16 protein-coding genes are annotated in these 19,669 nt (G+C 61.6%); 12 read left to right on the top strand and 4 right to left on the bottom strand.

Features of this window, described 5'->3' with window-relative positions:
• Positions 1-65: 65 nt before the first annotated feature.
• The 11 genes from BLR80_RS04005 (at position 66) to BLR80_RS04055 (ending at position 11,359) form a co-directional block, all read left to right on the top strand.
• Positions 66-1,772: a GspE/PulE family protein gene (locus tag BLR80_RS04005; RefSeq protein ID WP_092076527.1), complete on the top strand. Its 1,707-nt coding sequence runs from the start codon at positions 66-68 to the stop codon at positions 1,770-1,772.
• Between the two features lie 2 nt (positions 1,773-1,774).
• Entirely contained in the window at positions 1,775-2,998 is a 1,224-nt protein-coding gene (locus BLR80_RS04010; protein ID WP_092076529.1) for a type II secretion system F family protein, read from the top strand.
• An 84-nt stretch (positions 2,999-3,082) separates the two neighbouring features.
• On the top strand, positions 3,083-3,526 hold the full coding sequence (locus BLR80_RS13365; protein WP_092076531.1) for a type II secretion system protein: 444 nt from the start codon (positions 3,083-3,085) through the stop codon (positions 3,524-3,526).
• An 18-nt stretch (positions 3,527-3,544) separates the two neighbouring features.
• Entirely contained in the window at positions 3,545-4,063 is a 519-nt protein-coding gene (locus BLR80_RS04020) for a prepilin-type N-terminal cleavage/methylation domain-containing protein (RefSeq protein ID WP_092076533.1), read from the top strand.
• A gap of 97 nt (positions 4,064-4,160) precedes the next feature.
• The gene (locus BLR80_RS13300; protein WP_092076535.1) at positions 4,161-4,616 is read left to right on the top strand and encodes a pilus assembly FimT family protein; all 456 of its coding nucleotides are present in this window, start codon (positions 4,161-4,163) and stop codon (positions 4,614-4,616) included.
• Positions 4,616-5,071 (top strand): type IV pilus modification PilV family protein, encoded by a 456-nt coding sequence (locus tag BLR80_RS04030; protein ID WP_092076537.1) that lies wholly within the window; start codon positions 4,616-4,618, stop codon positions 5,069-5,071. The genes BLR80_RS13300 and BLR80_RS04030 overlap by 1 nt, the downstream gene beginning before the upstream one ends.
• A gap of 110 nt (positions 5,072-5,181) precedes the next feature.
• The gene (locus BLR80_RS04035) at positions 5,182-5,727 is read left to right on the top strand and encodes a transposase (protein ID WP_092076539.1); all 546 of its coding nucleotides are present in this window, start codon (positions 5,182-5,184) and stop codon (positions 5,725-5,727) included.
• Positions 5,728-5,856: 129 nt separating this feature from the next.
• Complete coding sequence (locus BLR80_RS04040; RefSeq protein ID WP_092076541.1) at positions 5,857-6,669, top strand: PulJ/GspJ family protein; 813 nt, start codon at positions 5,857-5,859, stop codon at positions 6,667-6,669.
• Positions 6,666-7,130, top strand: a complete 465-nt coding sequence (locus tag BLR80_RS04045; protein WP_092076543.1) for a type II secretion system protein — start codon at positions 6,666-6,668, stop codon at positions 7,128-7,130. Before BLR80_RS04040 ends, BLR80_RS04045 begins: the two co-directional genes overlap by 4 nt.
• Positions 7,117-9,981, top strand: coding sequence for a LamG domain-containing protein (locus BLR80_RS04050; protein WP_092076545.1), 2,865 nt, complete (start codon positions 7,117-7,119; stop codon positions 9,979-9,981). The genes BLR80_RS04045 and BLR80_RS04050 overlap by 14 nt, the downstream gene beginning before the upstream one ends.
• A 169-nt stretch (positions 9,982-10,150) precedes the next feature.
• Complete coding sequence (locus tag BLR80_RS04055; RefSeq protein WP_092076547.1) at positions 10,151-11,359, top strand: EAL and HDOD domain-containing protein; 1,209 nt, start codon at positions 10,151-10,153, stop codon at positions 11,357-11,359.
• A gap of 64 nt (positions 11,360-11,423) precedes the next feature.
• Here BLR80_RS04055 and speA read toward each other — a convergent pair whose 3' ends face one another.
• Positions 11,424-13,325: a biosynthetic arginine decarboxylase gene (gene speA, locus BLR80_RS04060; RefSeq protein ID WP_092076549.1), complete on the bottom strand. Its 1,902-nt coding sequence runs from the start codon at positions 13,323-13,325 to the stop codon at positions 11,424-11,426.
• Between the two features lie 21 nt (positions 13,326-13,346).
• Complete coding sequence (gene speE / locus BLR80_RS04065; protein ID WP_092076551.1) at positions 13,347-14,192, bottom strand: polyamine aminopropyltransferase; 846 nt, start codon at positions 14,190-14,192, stop codon at positions 13,347-13,349.
• A 202-nt stretch (positions 14,193-14,394) separates the two neighbouring features.
• Here speE and proC point away from each other — a divergent pair, with 202 nt between their 5' ends.
• A complete protein-coding gene (proC, locus tag BLR80_RS04070; RefSeq protein WP_092076553.1) occupies positions 14,395-15,213 on the top strand; it encodes a pyrroline-5-carboxylate reductase in 819 nt (272 codons plus the stop codon).
• Here proC and BLR80_RS04075 read toward each other — a convergent pair.
• Positions 15,210-16,778, bottom strand: coding sequence for a flagellar assembly protein A (locus BLR80_RS04075; RefSeq protein ID WP_092076555.1), 1,569 nt, complete (start codon positions 16,776-16,778; stop codon positions 15,210-15,212). The genes proC and BLR80_RS04075 overlap by 4 nt on opposite strands.
• Before the next feature lie 71 nt (positions 16,779-16,849).
• Positions 16,850-19,564 carry a putative bifunctional diguanylate cyclase/phosphodiesterase gene (locus BLR80_RS04080; RefSeq protein WP_092076557.1) on the bottom strand — a complete coding sequence of 905 codons (2,715 nt, stop codon included), beginning with the start codon at positions 19,562-19,564 and terminating at the stop codon, positions 16,850-16,852.
• Between the last annotated feature and the right edge of the window lie 105 nt (positions 19,565-19,669).

Below are 19,669 nucleotides of genomic sequence, written 5' to 3' on the forward strand. Positions count from 1 at the left end.
TTTCCGGCCGGGGTTCTGCGCAGAACCATAATTTTTTGCCGGCTGCTTTTGGCTCAGGTGGAATGATGGCCATTTTAAAGAAAATCCGAATCGGCGATCTGCTGGTGTCCGAGGGCATCATCAGCGATGACCAGTTGCAGCTGGCCCTGCAGGCCCAGAAAGCCACCGGCCACAAGCTGGGCCATACCCTGGTGGAGATGCAGCTGATCAGCGAGGATGAGCTGCTGGCTTTTCTGTCGCGTCAGCTGGGCATTCCCTTTGTCGATCTGAGTCATTTCCAGTTCGATCCCGATCTGGTGAAAATCGTGCCGGAAACCCTGGCGCGCCGTTTCCGCGTACTGGCGCTGACGCGCAACGCCGACGGCCTGTTGCTGGGCATGGCCGATCCGACGGACATTTTCGCGCTCGACAAGCTGGTCAGCCGCATCCAGGAAAATATCCGCCCGGCGGTGGTGCGCGAGGCCGAGCTGCTGCGTGCTCTCGACAGTGTTTATCGCCGCACCGACGAGATCAAGACCATCGCCGAGGAACTGGGCGAGGAGCTGGCCCAGACCGATTTCGATCTGGCCGATCTGTTGCCCGACAGCCAGCTGGAAGACGCGCCGGTGGTGCGGTTGCTGCAGACCCTGTTCGAGGATGCGGTGCAGGTGGGCGCCTCGGACATCCATATCGAGCCGGACGAAGCGGTGCTGCGTCTGCGTCAGCGTATCGACGGCGTGTTGCACGAGCAGGTGATGAAGGAGAAGCGCATTGCCGGCGCGCTGGTCTCGCGGCTGAAGCTGATGAGCGGCCTCGATATCTCCGAGCGGCGCCTGCCGCAGGATGGCCGCTTCAATATCCGCGTCAAGAACAAGAGCATCGACGTGCGTCTGTCGACCATGCCGCTGCAGTATGGCGAATCGGTGGTCATGCGTCTGCTCGATCAGTCCGGCGGCCTGCTCAGTCTTGATCAGATCGGCATGCCTGCCGCGTTGCTGGGCCGTTTCCGGCGCTATATTCAGCATCCTCATGGGCTGATTCTGGTGACCGGTCCCACCGGCAGCGGCAAGACCACCACCCTGTACGGTGCCCTCAACGAACTCAACACGGCACAGAAGAAGATCATCACCGTTGAAGATCCGGTGGAATACCGCCTGCCGCGCATCAATCAGGTGCAGGTCAATCTCAAGGTCGGTCTGACCTTTGCCAGCGTACTGCGCACCGCCCTGCGCCAAGACCCCGATATCGTGATGGTGGGTGAGATGCGCGACAAGGAAACGGCTGAAATCGGTCTGCGGGCCGCCATGACCGGTCACCTGGTGTTGTCGACCCTGCACACCAACGATGCCGTCAGCACCGCTTTGCGTCTGCTTGACATGGGCGCCGCGGGTTATGTGGTGGCCAGTTCGCTGCGGGCCGTGCTGGCCCAGCGGCTGGTGCGGCGGATCTGCGGCAGTTGCAGCGAACCGGCCGAGCCCGACGCTCAGCAGCTCAGCTGGTTGCAGGGCCAGGGCATTGACCCTGCGACGGTCAGCGGCCTGCGCCATGGCCGCGGTTGCAGCCAGTGCAATAATACCGGCTACCATGGCCGCATTGGCGTCTTTGAACTGCTGGAGATCGGTTATGAACTGGCCGACGCCCTGCGGCGCGGCGACAGTGCCGCCTTCGCTGGCGCCGCACGGCAGCAGAAGGCCTTCGTGCCCCTGGCTCATTGTGCTCTGGGCTACGCCCGCCAGGGGCTTACCAGTCTGGCCGAGGTGATTCGGATTGCCGGTCAGGTGGAGGAGAACTGAGCATGCCGCTGTACCATTACAGCGCCCGTCGGGCCGGTCAGCTGGTGCAGGGGGAGATCGAACTGGCCAGTCCGGCGGCGGTGGCGGCCCAACTGGTGGAAAACGGTCTGACACCGGTACGCATTGCCGAAGCCGCAAGTCGTGCCGGCCGGACCGAACGCAGTGCCACGGGCGGGCTGTTCCAGCGGCGCGTCCGCAGCGAGGATCTGATTCTATTCTGCCGTCAGATGTACGCCCTCACCCGCGCCGGCGTGCCCATGCTGCGGGCGTTGCGCGGCCTGATGGAATCGAGCCGCAACCCGCGTCTGCGCCAGGCCCTGCAGGGGGTGATCGACGGTCTTGAATCCGGCCGTGAACTTTCCAGCGCCCTGGCGGCCTTTCCCGAGGTGTTTCCGCCGCTGCTGACCCGCATGGTGCAGGTGGGCGAAAACAGTGGTAATCTGGAGCAGGCCTTCGAGCAGCTGGCGCAGTATCTGGAGTTTGAAAAACAGACCCGCGAACAGATCAAGGCGGCGCTGCGTTACCCGACCTTTGTCATTGTCGCCATCGCCATCGCCATCAGCATTCTCACCCTGTTCGTGATTCCGGCGTTTGAGAAGGTGTTCGCCAGCTTCGGCGCCCAGCTGCCTCTGGCCACGCGCATCATCATGGCGGTGTCGCACTTTGCCCGCGACTGGTGGCCATATATCGCCGGCGGGCTGCTGCTGGGATCGTTGCTGCTGCGCCGCTACCTGCGCACCGTCAGCGGTGAGCGTCTGTGGGACCGGCTCAAACTGCGCCTGCCGCTGGTGGGCTCGATTCTGCGCCGTGCCACCCTGGCGCGTTTTGCCCGCGCCTTCGCCATGGGCTACGGCAGTGGCGTGCCGCTGGTGCAGGCGCTGGCCTATACCGCCCGTGCCATTGACAACCGCTATCTGGGTGAAAAACTCGAAGGCATGCGCAACCAGCTCGAACGCGGCGAAACCCTGACCCGCAGCGCCGCCGCCAGCGCCATCTTCACCCCGCTGGTGCTGCAGATGCTGGCGGTGGGCGAGGAATCGGGCTCGGTGGACAGCATGCTGCTGGAGGTGGCCGGTTTTTACGAACGCGAGGTGGCCTACGAACTGAAAAACCTCACCAGCGCCATTGAGCCGGTGCTGATCATCATCATCGGTGCCATGGTGCTGGTGCTGGCCCTGGGCGTGTTCCTGCCCATGTGGAATCTCAGCAGCGCCATGCGCGGTTGAGGGTCAAGTTTTCGGCGTTTTCGGCCGATAAGAATCCAGTGTTGTCTCAGAGCAGACTCAACCCCAATCCCACAGGAGAACACAATGAACAACCAGAAAGGCTTTACCCTGATCGAGCTGATCGTCGTGATCGTGATTCTGGGAATACTCGCTGCGGTGGCAGTGCCGAAGTTTGTGGATATGCAGGGAGAAGCGAAGAGAGGAGTTCTTAATGGTATTCGTGGATCATTGAAATCCGCTGTGATGATGGCGCATGGAAAGTATCTGGCTGGTGGCGGTACGGCCACTTCAATAACAGTCGATGGTGCGACTGTTGAGCTGGCTTTTGGTTATCCTGAGGCAAGCACTGCAAATTTAACGGATCTGGTTGATCTGGATAATCTCACAATTCTTGCCACCGATGCGGATGACTTCTCGGCAACATCGACAGAAACGGTGCTTACTGTTACCTATGGAGCCTATAGTTTTACGTATACTGAAGCAGCTGATGCTGATACTCCGCCGATTGTTTCAGCCGTTGCCCCCTAATTGTGTCAGGTTTTAACTATGCGTAACGCCAAGGGTTTCACCCTGATCGAACTGGTTGTGGTGCTGGTGGTGTTGTCCCTGCTGGCGGCGGTGGCGGTGCCCAAGTTCATCGAGGTCACCAAGCAGGCCGAGGCCTCGGCGGTGAAGGGCGTGCTGGGCAGTTTGCGCAGCGCCCTGTCGTTGCGCATGGCCCAGGGCTTGAGCACCGGGGCCGATCTGTCCCTGTGGGCCTCGACGGGCGGCACCGCTGGCGAGCGGCTCTACCCGATGGACGATCTGCTGCTGGAGAAGCCCGAAACCTATCTGGGCATTATCGCCGGCAGCGAACAGCGCGGTTACTGGTACGATGACGCCGACAACCACGAAGTGGTGTATGTGTTCAAAAACGATGATGTCATCAGCGGTGGCAGTGGTGCCACGCCGAAGAAGCTGCGCTTTCGCATCGCCCGGGTGGATAACGACGGGGTGGTCGATGGCCCCGGCCCGACGGCGGGCCTGATGCTGGCGGCGGCGCAGACCTACAGCTGGAATTTCTGATCCGACCCGGCCGGCAGTCTTCGCAACCTGCCGGCCTTTTTTACGATGACTGCACATGACGTCATCAGCGCGACTTGATCTTTTATGGAATCTTCCCATGGGTTGCAGTCGACAGCAGGCAAACGGGTTTACCCTGGTGGAACTGGTGGTGGTCCTGGTACTGCTGGGCATTCTGGCCGCCGTGGCCGCGCCGCGTTTTTTCGAGCTGCAGGATTATGAAGAAATCGCCTTCAGGGACGAACTGGTTAGCGCCCTGCGCTATGCCCACAAACGGGCCGTGGCGAGTGGCACCGCTGTCGAGCTGGTGATTGACGCCGACGGGTTCAGCCTCCAGTACGCCGATGGCACCCCGCTAGCGCACCCGGCGGGCGGCAACTTTTCCAACAGCGAAACGTCCCCGGTTGCGCTCACACCCCAAACCCTTCGTTTCGACGCTCTTGGTCGCGCGGCAGTCTCCGGTGCCGATCCCGCTCTGCAGCGCTTTGACAACATCGGCCATGGCGGTTTTCATATCCACATCTGGCGCGAAACCGGCTGCCTGGAGGTGAATTGATGCGCGTCTGGCGCTCCAGCGCGGGTGTGACCCTGGTGGAACTCATTGTCGCCATGGTCATCATCAGCATCGCTCTGCTCGGTGTGCTTGCGGTGATGCATTTCACCACCAGCCGCAGCGCCGATCCCATGATTCAGCATCAGGCGCTTGCCATTGCCGAGGCGTATCTTGAAGAGATTCTGCTGCAGTCCTTTGACGATCCTGGCGGTGCCACAGAAGCTGGCCGCGCTGACTTTGATGATGTGAATGATTACCACGGCCTTGACGATGGCGGCGCGCGCGACCGGCAGGGCGTTGCCCTTGTCGGTCTGACGGATTACCGCGTGCGGGTGAGCGTGGCCAATGAAAATCTCGGTCCGTCCGGCAGTGAGGTTCCCGCCAGAAAAATCCGCGTACGGGTCAGCCATTCCGCCATGGGGGATTTGACCCTGGTGGGTTACCGAACGGCGTATTGATCCCCTGTAGGGGCGACCTGTGGTCGCCCCCTGATGGCCGGTTGCCCCTGATAGTGGAACAGGGCGACCGCAGGTCGCCCCTACGGTGATGAAATCATGGTGGCGTACACATGACCTATAACCCTGAAATTCATCATCGAAAATCGAACCGTTTGCCGGGGTATGATTATACGCAAAAGGGACTGTATTTTGTGACCCTCTGCACCAGCGGGCGCGAGTGCCTGTTTGGTGATGTGGACAACGGCCAGATGATCATGAACGGCATGGGAAAGGTTGTCGCAAAAGAATGGATCAAAACCGGTGAAATTCGCGCCAACGTAGAATTGGACGAATGGGTGATTATGCCGAATCATTTTCACGCCATTGTGGGGATAACCGACGGTGTGTGCCCTCATCGTAGGGGCGACCTGCGGTCGCTTTTGTTGGCCCCGACGGGACCGTTGTCAAAATCAATTGGAGCCATCATGGCGGGGTTCAAATCCGCTGTAACCAGGCAGGTGAATGTTATGCGCCAAACACCGGGGTTGCCGGTGTGGCAACGCAATTATTGGGATCATGTCATTCGCGACGAAGAGGATTTCAATCGTATTCGCGAATACATTCAAACAAACCCCTTACGTTGGGAATTGGATGCATTGCATCGGGAATCAACATGAATACGGAATCATTTCGACCCTCCCGTCGCGGTGACCTGCGGTCGTTCCTGTCGGCATACAAAGAATATGGGGCAAAATACGGTGGAAACATTGGGTCGTAGAAGGCGACCGCAGGTCGCCCCTACGGGCTTGATTTGTCAAACAGCGAGGACAGATATCGGCTTTACCCTGGTGGAACTGGTGGTGACATTGGTCATCATCGGCATTCTGGCGGCAATGGGCGGCCTGTTCATCAGCCGGCCCATCGAAGGCTATGTCGATTTGCGCCGCCGCGCCGAACTGGTTGATCAGGCCGAGATGGCTCTGCGCCGCATGCAGCGCGATATCCGCGCCGCTCTGCCCAACAGCGTGCGTGTCTTTGACACAGGGCGCGGGATTGAAATGCTTCATGTGGTCGATGGTGGACGCTATCGGCGTTTGCCTGCCGCCGATGGTACGGGCGATGTGCTGGATTTCACGACGCTGGACGACCGCTTCGATGTGGTGGGTGGCCTGCAGCATTTCGGCGACCTGCGTGACGGACAGCTGGTGGTGTTGTACAACCTTACGCCGACCGGGGCGCAAGCCAACGCCTATACTGGCGACAACGTCGCCCCACTCGATCTGGCCGCCTCCGATAGCCGTCACCTGGTTCTGCAAGCGCCGCATCAGTATCCTCTTTCTTCCCCCTACCAGCGTTTTTTCATTGTGGATGAAGTGGTCAGTTACCGTTTCGAGGCCGGCCAGCTGCGGCGCTACGCCGGCTATGCTGTTGATAACAGCCCTGGTCCGCCGAACGCGGTTACCGGCGTGTTGGTGGCACAGAAAATGGAAAACATTCATTTTACCTACGATGCCGGCTTGTCCAGCCGCGCCGGATTGGTGACGGTCGAGCTGGTGCTGCAAGAGGACGGCGAGCGCATCCGCTTGTTGCAGCAGACCCATGTGGATAACGCGCCATGAACAGGAGCCGTCAACGGATCGGTGTTGAAACCAACCAGCGGGGCTTCACCCTGGTGCAGGCCATCTTCGTGCTGGTGGTGCTGGGGTTGCTTGGCGCTTACATGGTGACTCTCGGCACGGTGCAGCAGGCTACCAGCACCCAGGCGCTGCTGCAGGCGCGCGCCTACCAGGCGGCGCGGGCGGGGCTGGAGTGGGGCATTGCGCGAGTGGCCGCCGGCGTGGCCGTTGGCGCCACCTTTGCCGTGGCCGACACGGGCTGCGGTGTTGTGGTGTCCATTGATGAACCTGGCGACAGCCCGTACAGCGAAGGGGTGCAAGCGGTGCGCATTTACCACATTACCGCGACGGCCTCCCCGGTTGGACTGACAGTGGCCAACCCCGACTATGTGTCGCGCGAGTTGAAGGTGACGGTGGAGGAGGTGGAGGAGGTGGAGGAGGTGGAGGAGGATGCTGTTGAGTAACCGCATGTTGTTGCTGTGGCTGCTGGTCGGCCTGACGGTTTTGTTGCCGGGGTGCAAGACGGTTATGGAATATCATCTGGATGAGTGCAACAGGAGCGAGGTGTTGGCAGATAGCAGCGCTACGGCCAACCATGCCACCCGCCTCCATGCGGCGGGTAACAGTGATGGTTTGTACGCCGCCTATGTGTTTGACCCCGCCAGTTATGTTGTCTGTGCGGGGCGGCGTTTCCGGGGCGAAGGCTATAATGCCGACCCCAACAATGCCTGGTATGGGGCGCGCTATTATCTCGAAGCACCCGATCATCCGGATATCTCTCCGTTGAGTAAGGTGTCACTGTTTAGCGATGGGAAGATGACCTTGACGGGTTGGTTCAAGACCAGCGGAAACGGGACATTGTTGTGCAAGGCCGGGGATTCCAGTGATTCGTGCGAATATCGCGTGTTTGTTGAGGGGGGTGCTCTGAAGGTTTCCATCTGGAATCGCTATGGTGGTGCCTCGACCTTTACCGTGGCCGCCGGTGTTGCCAATGGGCAGTGGCATGCGTTCGCGATTACGGCTAGAAATTCCTTCAGTGGGACACTTCAGGTCTCAATGTACTTCGACGGGGCCGCCACAGGCACTTCGTCAGTAACCAACTATGCCGGATACTGTGAAAAAACAACGGGCCCCCTTGTCATCGGTGCAATGAACTGGGGCAATGGTAACATTACCAACTTTTTTGATGGCGTTATCGATGAAATCGCCATGACGGACGATGTTGAGAGTTCGGCTGATTTGTCGAAGGCTTATAACAATCAAAGGCAGCACAAAAACGCTGATGGCTCTTCGCGGAGTTGCCCATCCTGCGTTACCGGGCCAGACCATTTCGAGTTCATTCACGATGGACAGGGTCTGACCTGCGCCAGCGAAACGGTTACGCTGCGAGCCTGCGGCAATGCGGATTGCAGTCAGCGCTTCAGTGGGACGGTGCAGGTGACATTGCCGGATCTGGGCTGGCTGAACGGCCGGATTCAAACGCTGGTCTTTCCAGCGTCTGGTGAAGTGCAATTGAAACTTAAGCACACCACAGCTGAAACGGTGCAATTGGGGCTGGTGAATTCGGCTCCGGAGGTTGTTGGGGCAACGCGGTGTTTTATCGGAGCGACGCAAAGTTGCGCCCTTTTTTTTGCTGATGCCGGCTTTGTGCTGGAGTTCGACAGCTTAACCGGTAACGGGCCGCCTTCTGGTCGTTCCTGCACCGCCGTGGCGGGCCTGCTGCGGGCTGTGCGTAAAAATGATGATGCCAGCGTTTGTGTGGGCGATGACAGTTTTGCCGATGTGACACGCAATGTCCGCTTCTGGAGTGGCTATGCCGAACCGGCAACGGGGACGCGTTCTCTTGCCCTCAATGGCCAGACCTTGTCGACGGCCAGCCCCGGGACGGCGCTTGCGCTGTCTTTCAATGCTCAGGCCGCCGCGCCCCTGTCGCTACGTTACGCCGATGCCGGCTCGGTTCATCTGTATGCCCGATACGACGGACAGGAGGCCAGCCAGGACGCCGGACTGCTGATGACGGGCAGCACGGCCGCGCCGGTGGTATTTGCGCCCGATCATTTCGTGGTCACCAGCCCGCTAAACAACGCCACTGCGGCCGGCGCCCCCAAGCTGGCGGCCGGACTGCCCTTTGAGGTGACAGTGACGGCGGTTTGCGGCGATGGCACGGTGACACCCAATTTTGCCTGGCCGACCCAGCTGAGTGTGGCGGATGTTCAGCCGAGCGGCGGGCGCGCCGGTGTTCTGGCGCCGACCAGTTTGACCGCCGCCGATTTTACTGCCGGCCGCGCCACGCCGGATCTGACGTACAGCGAGGTGGGTAACGTTACCCTGCAGGCACAGGCAACCAACTATCTTGGCAGCGGCCGGGAGATCAGTGGCAGTGGCCAGCTCGGGCGCTTTATGCCGCACCATTTTCGTCTGACGCGGGGCAGTCTGACCAATCGGGTCGACAGTGGCTGTGTGCCGGCGGCGACCTTTACCTATCTGGATGAACCCCTGGCGCTGACCTTCACTCTGGAGGCCGAGAATGCGGCCAATGACAGGACGCAGAACTACGTTGGCGCTTACGCGAAGTTTTCCGGTGATGAGGACGAGGCCGCGCCAGCCGGTGAAGTCTATCTGCTGACGGCGGTGGATGCGCCGGGCGGCAGCGCCACGTCGCTGGGCGGTCGCCTGCTGGTTGATGGACGGCAGCGCGACAGTGGCTGGGCGGCGGGCAGCGCCGATTTCTCCCTGCGGTTGCGGCTGGCGCGGGCCGCGCTTCCCTTGCCGCCCGATGGTCCGTTCAATGATGTACGCTTTGGTGTTGTCTTGCAGGATGCCGATGGTGTCGCCATTGCGGCGCTGGATCTCGACAGCGATGGCGATGGCGCTGCCGACTCGGCCCAGGCTGCCGGGGCGGTCGTGCTGCGCCAGGGTCGCTTGCGGCTGGTGAACGCGCATGGTTCGGAGTTGCTGCCGCTGGCACTGCCGGTGCTGGCGGAGTATTATAACGGCACGTCTTTTGTGCCCCACGGAGCGGATTCCTGCACGGCGCTGGCGCTGACCGATTTCAGCTTTGTCGCCGATCCGGCTGGATTGCCCGGCGCCAATGCCTTCACGCCCCTTGCTGCCGGCGCCGGTACACTGAACTGGACCAGCGGGCCAGGCAGTCCGGGAGCGGTGGCTGTGACGGCGCAGCTGGCGGCGCTGCCCTGGTTGCAGTTCGACTGGGACGCGGATGCCAGCTACGACAACCCCACCGCCCGCGCCACCTTCGGGATTTATAAAGGCAGCGAGCGCATCATCTATCTGCGCGAAACCACTTGGCGCTGAGGGTTGGTTGTGTTCGACGGCACGAGGTCAGCGGGCTTTGTGAAAAACAATTTTGCTTATTTTGCGTGGTTTTTGGCGTAGAGTTTTGCGCAGGAAATGCAGGGCCTGTGGTCTTTGCCCTGCTCAATGAAAAAGAGTTTTTTTGTTAGATGGCTCATGGAGGAGAGTGATGCAGGATGTTTTTATCGGGCGACAACCGATTTTTGATCGCCGGATACAGGTTTATGCCTACGAACTGCTGTATCGCGATGGTTATGTCGGCTATGCCCGCATCAATGACGTGGATCAGGCTTCCTGTGATGTGCTGGCCAATGTGCTGCTGGAAATCGGCCTGGAAAACATCGTTGGGCCGCACAAGGCTTTTTGTAACTTTTCTCAGGGGTTTTTGCTGCAGAAACCGGATCTGTCGTTCGCCGCCCAGCAACTGGTGGTGGAAATTCTGGAGACGGTGCAGCCGACAGCCGAGGTGCTGACGGCCATCGACCGTTTCCGCGCGGCCGGCCATCTGATCGCGCTGGATGACTTTGTTTATGATGCCGGCCTGCAACCGCTGGTCGAGCGGGCCGATATTATCAAGCTCGAAGTCCTCGATGTTGATTTCGACGTGCTGCGCCAGCGAATCGATCAGCTGCGCGGGCTCAAGCCGAGGTTGATTTTTCTGGCGGAAAAGGTTGAAACCAATGAGGTGTTTCAGGCCTGTCGTGATCTGGGCTTCGACTATTTTCAGGGTTATTTCTTCAGCAAGCCGAAGATCGTCACGGGCAAGAAACTGCCCCCTTCACGCCTGGCGCTGCTGCAACTGGTGGCTGAACTGCAGCGGCCCGATGTGGTGCTGGAGCGGGTGGAGCAAATCATTCAGTCCGATGTCAATCTCAGTGTCAAGCTGCTGCGCCAGATCAACTCCAGCTATTATTCACTGATTCATCCGGTATCGTCGATTCGGCAGGCCATCGTGCGTTTTGGTCTCGATCATATCCGGACCTGGACCTGTGTGCTGCTGTTGGGTGGGGTGAGCGAGAAGCCTCTGGAATTGATGGGCATGGCGCTGATCCGGGGCCGCATGTGTGCTCTGCTGGCGCAGCAGTCGCAGCCTCAAGGGGTACAGACCTGCTTTACGGTGGGATTGTTTTCCCTGCTCGACAGCATTCTCGATGCGCCCATGGAGCAGATTCTCTCCAGTCTGCCGCTGTCGCAGGAAATCAAGACGGCATTGCTGGAACATGGTGGCCCCTGTGGCGCCATTCTCGATCAGGTCAAAACCTATGAGGCTTCCGCCCTGATGCAGCAGAATGGCGCTGTCGGCGAGAATCCGGCACTACGTACGGCTTACTGGGAGGCGGTCAAGTGGGCGGATCATATTCGGGCGGGTCTGTGCTGAGGCCCCGCTGGCAAGAGAAGAATCGCAGGGGAGCCCTCCGTCATGGAAAGGCTCCCCTTTTTGCTCAGCTGCGGTAATAGGTGTAACCGGCCAGCCGGTCGGCGAAGGTGGTGAGGAACTGCTGGCGTTCGGCGATGCTGAAACGGCCGCTGCGCACGGCTTGTTCGGCGGCGCGGCGCATCTGTTCGAACAGCTGCTGGGGCTGGTATTCGACATAGCTGAGCACCTCGCCGATGCTGTCACCGCTGATTTCGCGCAGCACGTCGAAGCCGCCCTCGGCATTGAGGCGCACACTGACCACATGGGTATCGCCGAACAGGTTGTGCAGATCGCCCAGGGTTTCCTGATAGGCACCCATCAGAAATACGCCCAGATAATAGGGTTCGCCGGTTCTGAGCCCGTGCAGCGGCAGGGTGGTCTGCTGGCGGCCGGCGACGATGAAACGATCAAGCTTGCCGTCGCAATCGCAGGTCAGATCGGAAATAATGGCCTGGCGGTCGGGCTGTTCATTGTGGCGGTGCAACGGCACCACCGGGAACAGCTGGCCGATGGCCCAGGTGTCAGGCAGCGACTGGAAGACGCTGAAGTTGCCGTAATAGATATCCGACAGGCTCTGGGGCAGCTCGGCCAGATCCTCCTGCAGGGTGACGCCGGGCAGGTTGAGGATGCGCCGCGCCAGAGCGAGGAACAGGGTTTCGCCGTGGCTGCGCTGGCGCAGGTCGAGCTGACCGAGCTGGAACTTCTGCCGGATGACGTCGCGCGCCGCCTGGGCCTGACGATAACAGACGGCCGCTACCGGCGGGCTGATGGGCTGGTGGCAGAGCTGCTGCAGCAGTGCCAGATCGGCATCGGCGACGTTTTGCGCTGCCGGACAGTCGAGGTCGAAACGCTGCACGTCGAGAATGTCGAACAGCAGCATGGAGGCATAGGCCACGGTGGCGCGGCCCGATTCGGTGATGATCTGCGGCAGGGCGATGCCTTGCGGCGTCAGACACTGCTGCACGCCGCCGATCAGGGCATCACAGTAGTCCTGCAGCTGGTAGTCGCGCGAGTAGACATGGCCGCTGCGGCCGCCGCTGTAGTCCACCGCCAGGCCGCCGCCGAAGTCGAGATGGCCCATGGGCGCACCCTCGGCCACCAGGGCGGCATAGTAGCGGCTGGCCTCGGCAACGCCGGCGCGGATGTCCTGCAAATGGGGAATCTGTGAACCCAGGTGGCAGTGCAGCAGCTGCAGGCAGTCGAGCAGATCGTGCTGCTTGAGGGTTTCCACCAGATCGAGCAACTGGCTGCAACTCAGGCCGAAACTGCTGCGGTCGCCACTGGTCTCGGTCCACAGGCCGCCGACCTTGGCGGAAATCTTGACGCGGGCGCCGATGCGCGGTCGCAGGTTGAACAGTTTGGCGCGCAGCAGCAGCAGGTCAAGTTCCGCCGGTGATTCAATGACAAAGAAGCAGCAGTGGCCAAGCTTGTGCGCCCACAGCCCCAGATCGATGAATTCCTGATCCTTGTAACCGTTGAGCACCAGCAGGCCGCCGGGCGGCAGGCTGGCCAGGGCCAGCACCAGTTCGGCCTTGCTGCCGGCTTCCAGGCCGTGACCGTAGGGGGCGCCGGCGCGGACGATTTCCTCAATGACCTGACATTGCTGGTTGACCTTGACGGGAAACACGCCGCGGTAGCGGTTGCTGTAGCCGAAGCGTTCGATGGCGCGATTGAAGCCGTCGTAGAGAAAGGCCAGCCGGGCGTCGAGCAGGTTCTCGACGCGCAGCAGCAGCGGCAGGTCGTGGCCCCGCTGGCGCAGGCCAGCGAGGATGTCCACCAGCGATACCTCAAGCGCGGGTGCTGTGGGCAGCTTGAGCACGATCTCGCCGGCGCTGTTGAGGCCGAAGAAGCCCCGTCCCCACTGTTCCAGGCCGTAGAGGGCGGCGGAATCGGCCAGCGTCCAGGTGCTGGCGGCAGTGCTGTTCATGGCAACCTCCTTGAAAGAGGGTTACGGCGCGATATTTTCGCGGGCGAAGGTCGGCAGCATGAAGGCACCCAGGTGGAGGTCCTCGTTGTAGTAGCGCGTGTGGAACGGCCGGGCGGCGGCGCGGGCTTTATCGAAGTCGCGCACCGGATGGTACTGCTTGCTGGCGAAGGCGAAGCTCCACAGCCCGCTGGGATAGGTCGGAATGAAGGCCTGGTACATCTCGACGATGGGGAACACGTTGCGCAGGTTGCGGTACATGTTTTTCTGAATTTCGGCATGGTAGAAGGGTGATTCGCTCTGCGCCACCATGATGCCATCTTTTTTCAGCGCGCCATGCACCAACCGGTAGAAATCCTCCTCGAACAGGCCGACAGCTGGCCCGATGGGGTCGGTGGAATCGACCAGAATCAGGTCGAAGGCGTCCTGATGCTCGCGGATGTAGGCCAGGCCGTCATCGACATGCAGGGTGACGCGCGGGTTGCTGCCGTCGATATCACAGGCCATGGAAGGCAGCAGCTCGATGGATTTTTCGATGACCAGGCCATCGATTTCGCACAACACCGCTTCTTCCACGGTCGCGTGTTTCATGATCTCACGGATGCTGCCGCCATCGCCGCCGCCGATGACCAGTACCCGCTTGGGGCAGGGATGGGTGAACAGCGCCGGGTGGCTGATCATGTCGTGATAGACAAATTCGTCGCGCTCGGTCACCATCACCAGGCCGTCGAGCAGCATCATGCGGCCGTATTCGAGGGTTTCGATGATGTCAAGCTGCTGGAACGGGCTCTTGCCGGAGAACAGGGTGCGGGTCGCCTTGAGGGTGATGCCGACATTTTCCGAATGTTTTTCCGTGTACCACAGGTCCATGGGTCAGATTTCCCCTTTGATGCTTTTGGCTAGTGAATAGAAAAAGGCCGCCGCCGTCGATTGGTGTTACGGCCTGGGAATGTAGCACAAACGGCAGCGGCTGGCTTGACTTTTGCGCCGCTTTGGTCGAAGGTCGCGCCGAATACGGTGCTTTTAACCCATCCTGAACAGGATGACAGAAGAGGCGGCAGAGGGAGGTAAGATGGTGCAGGCACTCGGACAGATGCGGATAGGTTTTATTGGTGGCGGCAACATGGCCGAGGCGCTGATACGCGGCCTGCTGGCCGCAGGCGCGGCACCGGCCAACCTGCTGGTGGCTGAATTGCTTGACAGTCGCCGCGAGCAGTTGCGCCAGCGCTATGGCGTGCAGGCCCTGACGCAGAGCAGCGCGCTGCTGGAGCAGGCCGATATCATCGTGCTGGCGGTCAAGCCGCAGGCGGCGGAAGCGGCGCTGGCGCCGATCAGTGATCTGTTCGAGCCCCATCACTGCCTGATTTCGATCCTGGCCGGGGTGTCGACGGCGCGGCTGGAAAAACTGCTCGGAGGCACGCCGCGGGTAATACGGGTGATGCCCAATACCCCTGCACTGATCGGTGCCGGAGCGGCGGGGATCAGCCGGGGGCGCAATGCCACCGACGCGGACGAACAGCGGGCCTGCGCCCTGTTCCGCTCGGTTGGCCAGGTGCAGGTGGTCAAGGAGGCGCTGCTCGACGCGGTGACCGGCCTGTCCGGTTCCGGCCCGGCCTATGCCTATCTGCTGATCGAGGCCATGGCGGATGGTGGTGTGCTCGAAGGACTGCCGCGCGACGTTGCCTTGCAACTGGCGGCACAGACGGTGGCCGGCGCGGCCCAGATGGTGCTGCAGGAGGGGGAACATCCCGCGCTGCTGCGTGACCGGGTGTGCAGCCCGGCCGGCACCACCATTGCCGCCCTGCGCTGTCTGGAAGCCGCCGGTCTGCGCAGCGCGGTGATCGAAGCGGTCGCCTGCGCCGCGCAGCGCTCGCGCGAGCTGGCCGGCTAGGGAACCCTGCTGCCCTGTTGCAGGCTGTCGTCGGCATTGGGATCGGCGGCGGGCTCCTGCGGTTCCATGTCGTCGGCATTGATGGTCAGGGGCGAATATTCGTTGAAACTGAGCAGACCGCGGACCGGGTCGGCGATGATCGATAAGGGGCCAAACTGCTCGAAACGCAGCTCGTCGCTGACGGTGCCCAGCTGGATGCGGACCTGCTCCTTGATCAGCCGCTGAACGTTGATTTTAGCGTTGCCGGGATGCTCGCCGAAGGTGAACTGGCTCAGCTCGCGTTTGATGTCCGCTTCCATCTTGTCGATCAGCACCAGCCGGTCACGCAGAATCTGCAGCCGTTTTTCCAATGCGCCGGGCGTTTCGCCGGCCTGGGTCACCTGTTTTTCCAGCGGTCCGAGGCAGTGGTGGATGAACTTGCGCTGCAGTGTCAGGCTTTTCTGCTGGCTTTTGAGAAATGCCAACCGATCGTTTTCGGGGAAGTAGACGCCGGCGCACAGCCGGGTGGGCACGCCGGCGGTGGCGCCGATGATCTTGGCCTCGATGCCCTTGAGGGCGACGGTTTCACCGCCACTGATCTGGCCGCCGGGCAGCAGCACGGCGCCGCCACTTTTGACCACCGAGTTGCGGATTTCGTTGTCGACGACGACATCACCGAGGCATTCGATATAGACGCTGTTGAGATAACGCGCCTTGAGATTGCCGCCGCATTTGACCAGGCCTTCGTTCTTGCCGGCCATGCTGCCCAGGCTGACGTCGCCATCGATGATGAGGTGACAGGCGCCGACATTGCCCACCACCGTCAGGTTTTTACCGCAACGGATATCGAAATCATCAAGTACGTCACCGCGCACGAACACGTTGCCGGGAAAGCGGATATTGCCAACGCTCAGATCGACATCGCCGTGGATGACGTAATCCTCGCTGACGGCGAGAACCTGCTCGCTCCATTCGACCCGCCCGGCCAGATCGGCGACGAAACGGTCGCCATCGCGGTGCAGGCCGCTGCCCAATCGGACCTCAGCCTCGGCACCGGACTCAGCCGGCAGCAGCTTGCCGGTGACGGTGAAGGACGAGACGCCTTCTTCCGGCGGATGCAGCACGGCAATTTCCTGTCCCGGTTCGACACAGGTGAACAGGTTGAGGGTGTAGAGATCGACCTGGCCTTTTTCGTTTTCGACAAAGCCGCCTTCGTTTGCCGAGCCTGCCAGCCGGACCTTCAGCTCCAGCCAGCCATCCTTGCCCTTCTGTGGCGCCTCCGTCGCTGCCAGCACCACCTGTCGCTGATTTTCGCCTTTGCAGGCCTTCTGGCAGAAGTCCCTGATCGCCTCCAGCCGGACGCCGTCGCAGATACCGCCCTGTTCCAGATCGCGCAGCAGACGCTGCTCGTCCAGCAGATCGCTGGCCGCCCGTGTCGGCACAATGCTGGCCAGACAGCGGCGCTCGTCGGAGCTGATGACCAGTTGCAGGCTGTAATCGTCCTCGTGGCGTTCCAGCACCACCTGGCCGTTGGCCGGTGCGAACGGCGACGCCGGATCGGCCGGCGCTTTGGGGTCAGGGCTCATGGGCAGGGGGTTCCGCTAAACGAGACAAAAAGACCATCCGTGGTACTCATCGGGTATCGGCAGACATTTCTTTACTCGGCCGGCGAAAAAACCGCCTGACGCAGCAGCGCGCCAAAGTCGGCGGCGCTCACCGGCGGGCTGAACAGATAGCCCTGACCGAAATGGCAACGGTGTTGCAGCAGAAAATCGCGCTGGGGAGCGGTTTCAATGCCTTCGGCAATCACCTCCAGGCCCAGTTCGTGTGCCAGCACAATGATGGAGCGGGCGATGGTGCTGTCCTGCTGGGCGATGCTCTGGACGAAGCTGCGGTCGACCTTGAGCCGGTCGAGGGGAAAACGGTGCAGGTGATTGAGCGAGGAGTAGCCGGTGCCGAAGTCGTCGATGGCCAGACGGATGCCGGCCTGACTCAGGCGTTGCATCTGCTCGACGGCGGTTTGGACATCACTCATCAGCAGACTTTCGGTCAGTTCCAACTCCAGTGCCGCGGCGGCCAGGCCGGTGTCGCGCAGCACAGCCAGCACCTCCTCGACCAACTGCAGATTCTGAAACTGGCGCGCCGACAGGTTGACGGCCACCGCCAGATCGGCAAAGCCCTGCTGTTGCCAGAGCCGGTTCTGCAGACAGGCTTCGTGCAGCACCCAGCGGCCGATATCACTGATCAGGCCGGTCTGTTCGGCCAGCGGAATGAACAGGTCGGGGCCGAGCAGACCACGTTGGGGATGCTGCCAGCGCACCAGCGCCTCGCTGCCGACGATGGCGCCGCTGCGCAGATCAATCTGGGGCTGATAGTGCAGCAGCAGCTGATTTTGCTGCAGGGCCTTGCGCAGGTCGTTTTCCAGCTCCAGCCGCTGCTGCAGGCGCAGGTTCATGTCGCTGGTGAAGAACTGGAAGTTGTTGCGGCCACGTTCCTTGGCCTGATACATGGCGGTGTCGGCGAAACGGATCAACTGCTCGGCGCTGGTGCTGTCGTCGGGAGCGATGCTGATGCCGATGCTGGTGGTGACACAGAGTTCGCGCCCTTCAATGGTCAGTGGCTGGGCAACGGTGTCCGCCAGCTTGTTGGCAACCAGAACGATATCGGCCAGTTCCTGAATGTCCTCGATCAGCACCAGAAACTCGTCACCGCCGAAGCGGCCGATGTTGTCTTTTTCCCGCAGGACGGAACGCATGCGGCGGGCCAGGGCGCGCAGCAGGGCATCGCCGGTGGCGTGGCCGAGACTGTCATTGATGTTCTTGAACAGATCCAGGTCAAGAAACAACAGCGCCACCTGATTATGGCTGCGCTGAGCCCGCAGGATGGCGTGGCGCAGCTGTTCACTGATCTGGGTGCGGTTGGGCAGGCCGGTAAGGGCGTCGTGGCGGGCCTGGTGGTGCAGGCGTTCTTCAGCCTCCTTGCGTTCGGAGATGTCGCGGATGATGGCCTGCAGCAGACGTTGCCCTTCCTGCTCAATCCAGCGGGCGCTGACCTCCACCGGGAAGTTGCTGCCGTCCTTGCGCCGCTGCAGGCAGTCGAGCCGCACCGCCGGCTGCAGACTGAGCTGCTGCCACAGCAGAGCCGCTTCGCTTTCTTCCAGATCGCACAATTGCAGCAGACTGCGTTGCCGGAGCTCCTCCAGCGACAGGTCGTAGCTCTCCAGCGCTCGTTCGTTACCGTCAAGAATGGCGCCCTGCGGATCGCACAGCAGAATGATGTCGTTGGCGTGGCGGCTGAGATCGTCGATGCGGCTTGCCAGCAGACGGTTGCGCAGCTCGGCCTGGTGGAAGTCGGCCAGATAGCGGGCCTGCTGCTGCCGCCACCAGAGCAGCAGGATGAATCCCAGACCGGTGAGGCTGGCCAGCGCCAGCAGACTGGTGCGCCAGAGGCTGTGGCGCAGCGGCCTGAGCGCCTCCTGCCGGTCGATCTTGGCGGCCAGCAGCCAGGGGCTGCCGGGTACGGCTTCAATCTGGGCGAAAACCGGCGTCAGGCGGTAGTCGAGGGCGCGGATGAAGCCGGTTCGGCCATCCAGCATGGCGCGGCCAAGGGTCAGCTCGCCGGGGGGTGGTGTGGCCTTGGTCAGAGGCGCGCAGTTGTCGCCAAAGCGTGTTGGTGTCAGGCGCAGGATCTGATCCTGCAGCTGCCGTACCAGAATGATTTCGGCACTGTCGCTGGGCACCGGCCAGTCGTGCAGCAGCGGTATCAGCACCTTCAGCGGGTCGAGAAAAACCACCAGCGCGCCGCCAGCCGCGGCCGGCAGCGGCACAATCAGGTTCATGTGGGGCGGCACCGGTGGCAGGGACTGGCCGGCGCTGTCGGGGCAGTCTTGGGTGATGCGGCTGAACAGCGGTTGTGCCAGGGCCAGGCTGCGGCGGGCATCGGCGGGGTCGAAGTGGGCGGTCCAGGCGGGGTTATCACTCAGCAGCAACAGCAGCTGCCCGTCAGCGTCGCACAGGCCGAGGGCATGAATTTCGCTGCGGCGGAACAGCGGTTGCAGCCGTTCGCGCAGGGCCGCGGCGGCGCCGGGCTCCTGACGTTGCAGCAGCGCACCGGCCAGATCGACGAAGCGGCGATCCTGACTCAGCAGTTCGGCGGCGCCGATCTGCTGCTGGCGCCAGAAGCTCAGTTGTCGGGCGTAAAGCTGGCCAAGCAGGCGCAGCTGGGTGGCGCAGGCTTGCTCGGTTTGACGCGCCTGATGGACGAAAAAGGTCGCGACAGCAATACCCAGCAGCAGACTGATCAGCCCGAAGCACAGCAGCAACAGGCGGCGAAAGGTGCGCAGACTGGCGCTGATGTCGACCGGTGCGGCCATGGCGGTCCTCGGTGGAAGAAACGGTGGCGGTGCGACCCGTGATGCCGGACTGGTCGGGAAGGTCGCAGCGCGTCAGAGGAGAGAACGTAGCATTAATAAAATAAT

Source organism: Desulfuromonas thiophila (assembly GCF_900101955.1).
Lineage (GTDB): Bacteria > Desulfobacterota > Desulfuromonadia > Desulfuromonadales > Desulfuromonadaceae > Pseudodesulfuromonas > Pseudodesulfuromonas thiophila.

What these genes read in the sequence shown, in the direction of transcription:
- BLR80_RS04005 (WP_092076527.1), top strand. Translation starts at nt 66, where the DNA reads ATGGCCATTTTAAAGAAAATCCGAATCGGCGATCTGCTGGTGTCCGAG.
- BLR80_RS04010 (WP_092076529.1), top strand. Translation starts at nt 1,775, where the DNA reads ATGCCGCTGTACCATTACAGCGCCCGTCGGGCCGGTCAGCTGGTGCAG.
- BLR80_RS13365 (WP_092076531.1), top strand. Translation starts at nt 3,083, where the DNA reads ATGAACAACCAGAAAGGCTTTACCCTGATCGAGCTGATCGTCGTGATC.
- BLR80_RS04020 (WP_092076533.1), top strand. Translation starts at nt 3,545, where the DNA reads ATGCGTAACGCCAAGGGTTTCACCCTGATCGAACTGGTTGTGGTGCTG.
- BLR80_RS13300 (WP_092076535.1), top strand. Translation starts at nt 4,161, where the DNA reads ATGGGTTGCAGTCGACAGCAGGCAAACGGGTTTACCCTGGTGGAACTG.
- BLR80_RS04030 (WP_092076537.1), top strand. Translation starts at nt 4,616, where the DNA reads ATGCGCGTCTGGCGCTCCAGCGCGGGTGTGACCCTGGTGGAACTCATT.
- BLR80_RS04035 (WP_092076539.1), top strand. Translation starts at nt 5,182, where the DNA reads ATGACCTATAACCCTGAAATTCATCATCGAAAATCGAACCGTTTGCCG.
- BLR80_RS04045 (WP_092076543.1), top strand. Translation starts at nt 6,666, where the DNA reads ATGAACAGGAGCCGTCAACGGATCGGTGTTGAAACCAACCAGCGGGGC.
- BLR80_RS04050 (WP_092076545.1), top strand. Translation starts at nt 7,117, where the DNA reads ATGCTGTTGAGTAACCGCATGTTGTTGCTGTGGCTGCTGGTCGGCCTG.
- BLR80_RS04055 (WP_092076547.1), top strand. Translation starts at nt 10,151, where the DNA reads ATGCAGGATGTTTTTATCGGGCGACAACCGATTTTTGATCGCCGGATA.
- speA (WP_092076549.1), bottom strand. Translation starts at nt 13,325, where the DNA reads ATGAACAGCACTGCCGCCAGCACCTGGACGCTGGCCGATTCCGCCGCC.
- speE (WP_092076551.1), bottom strand. Translation starts at nt 14,192, where the DNA reads ATGGACCTGTGGTACACGGAAAAACATTCGGAAAATGTCGGCATCACC.
- proC (WP_092076553.1), top strand. Translation starts at nt 14,395, where the DNA reads ATGGTGCAGGCACTCGGACAGATGCGGATAGGTTTTATTGGTGGCGGC.
- BLR80_RS04075 (WP_092076555.1), bottom strand. Translation starts at nt 16,778, where the DNA reads ATGAGCCCTGACCCCAAAGCGCCGGCCGATCCGGCGTCGCCGTTCGCA.
- BLR80_RS04080 (WP_092076557.1), bottom strand. Translation starts at nt 19,564, where the DNA reads ATGGCCGCACCGGTCGACATCAGCGCCAGTCTGCGCACCTTTCGCCGC.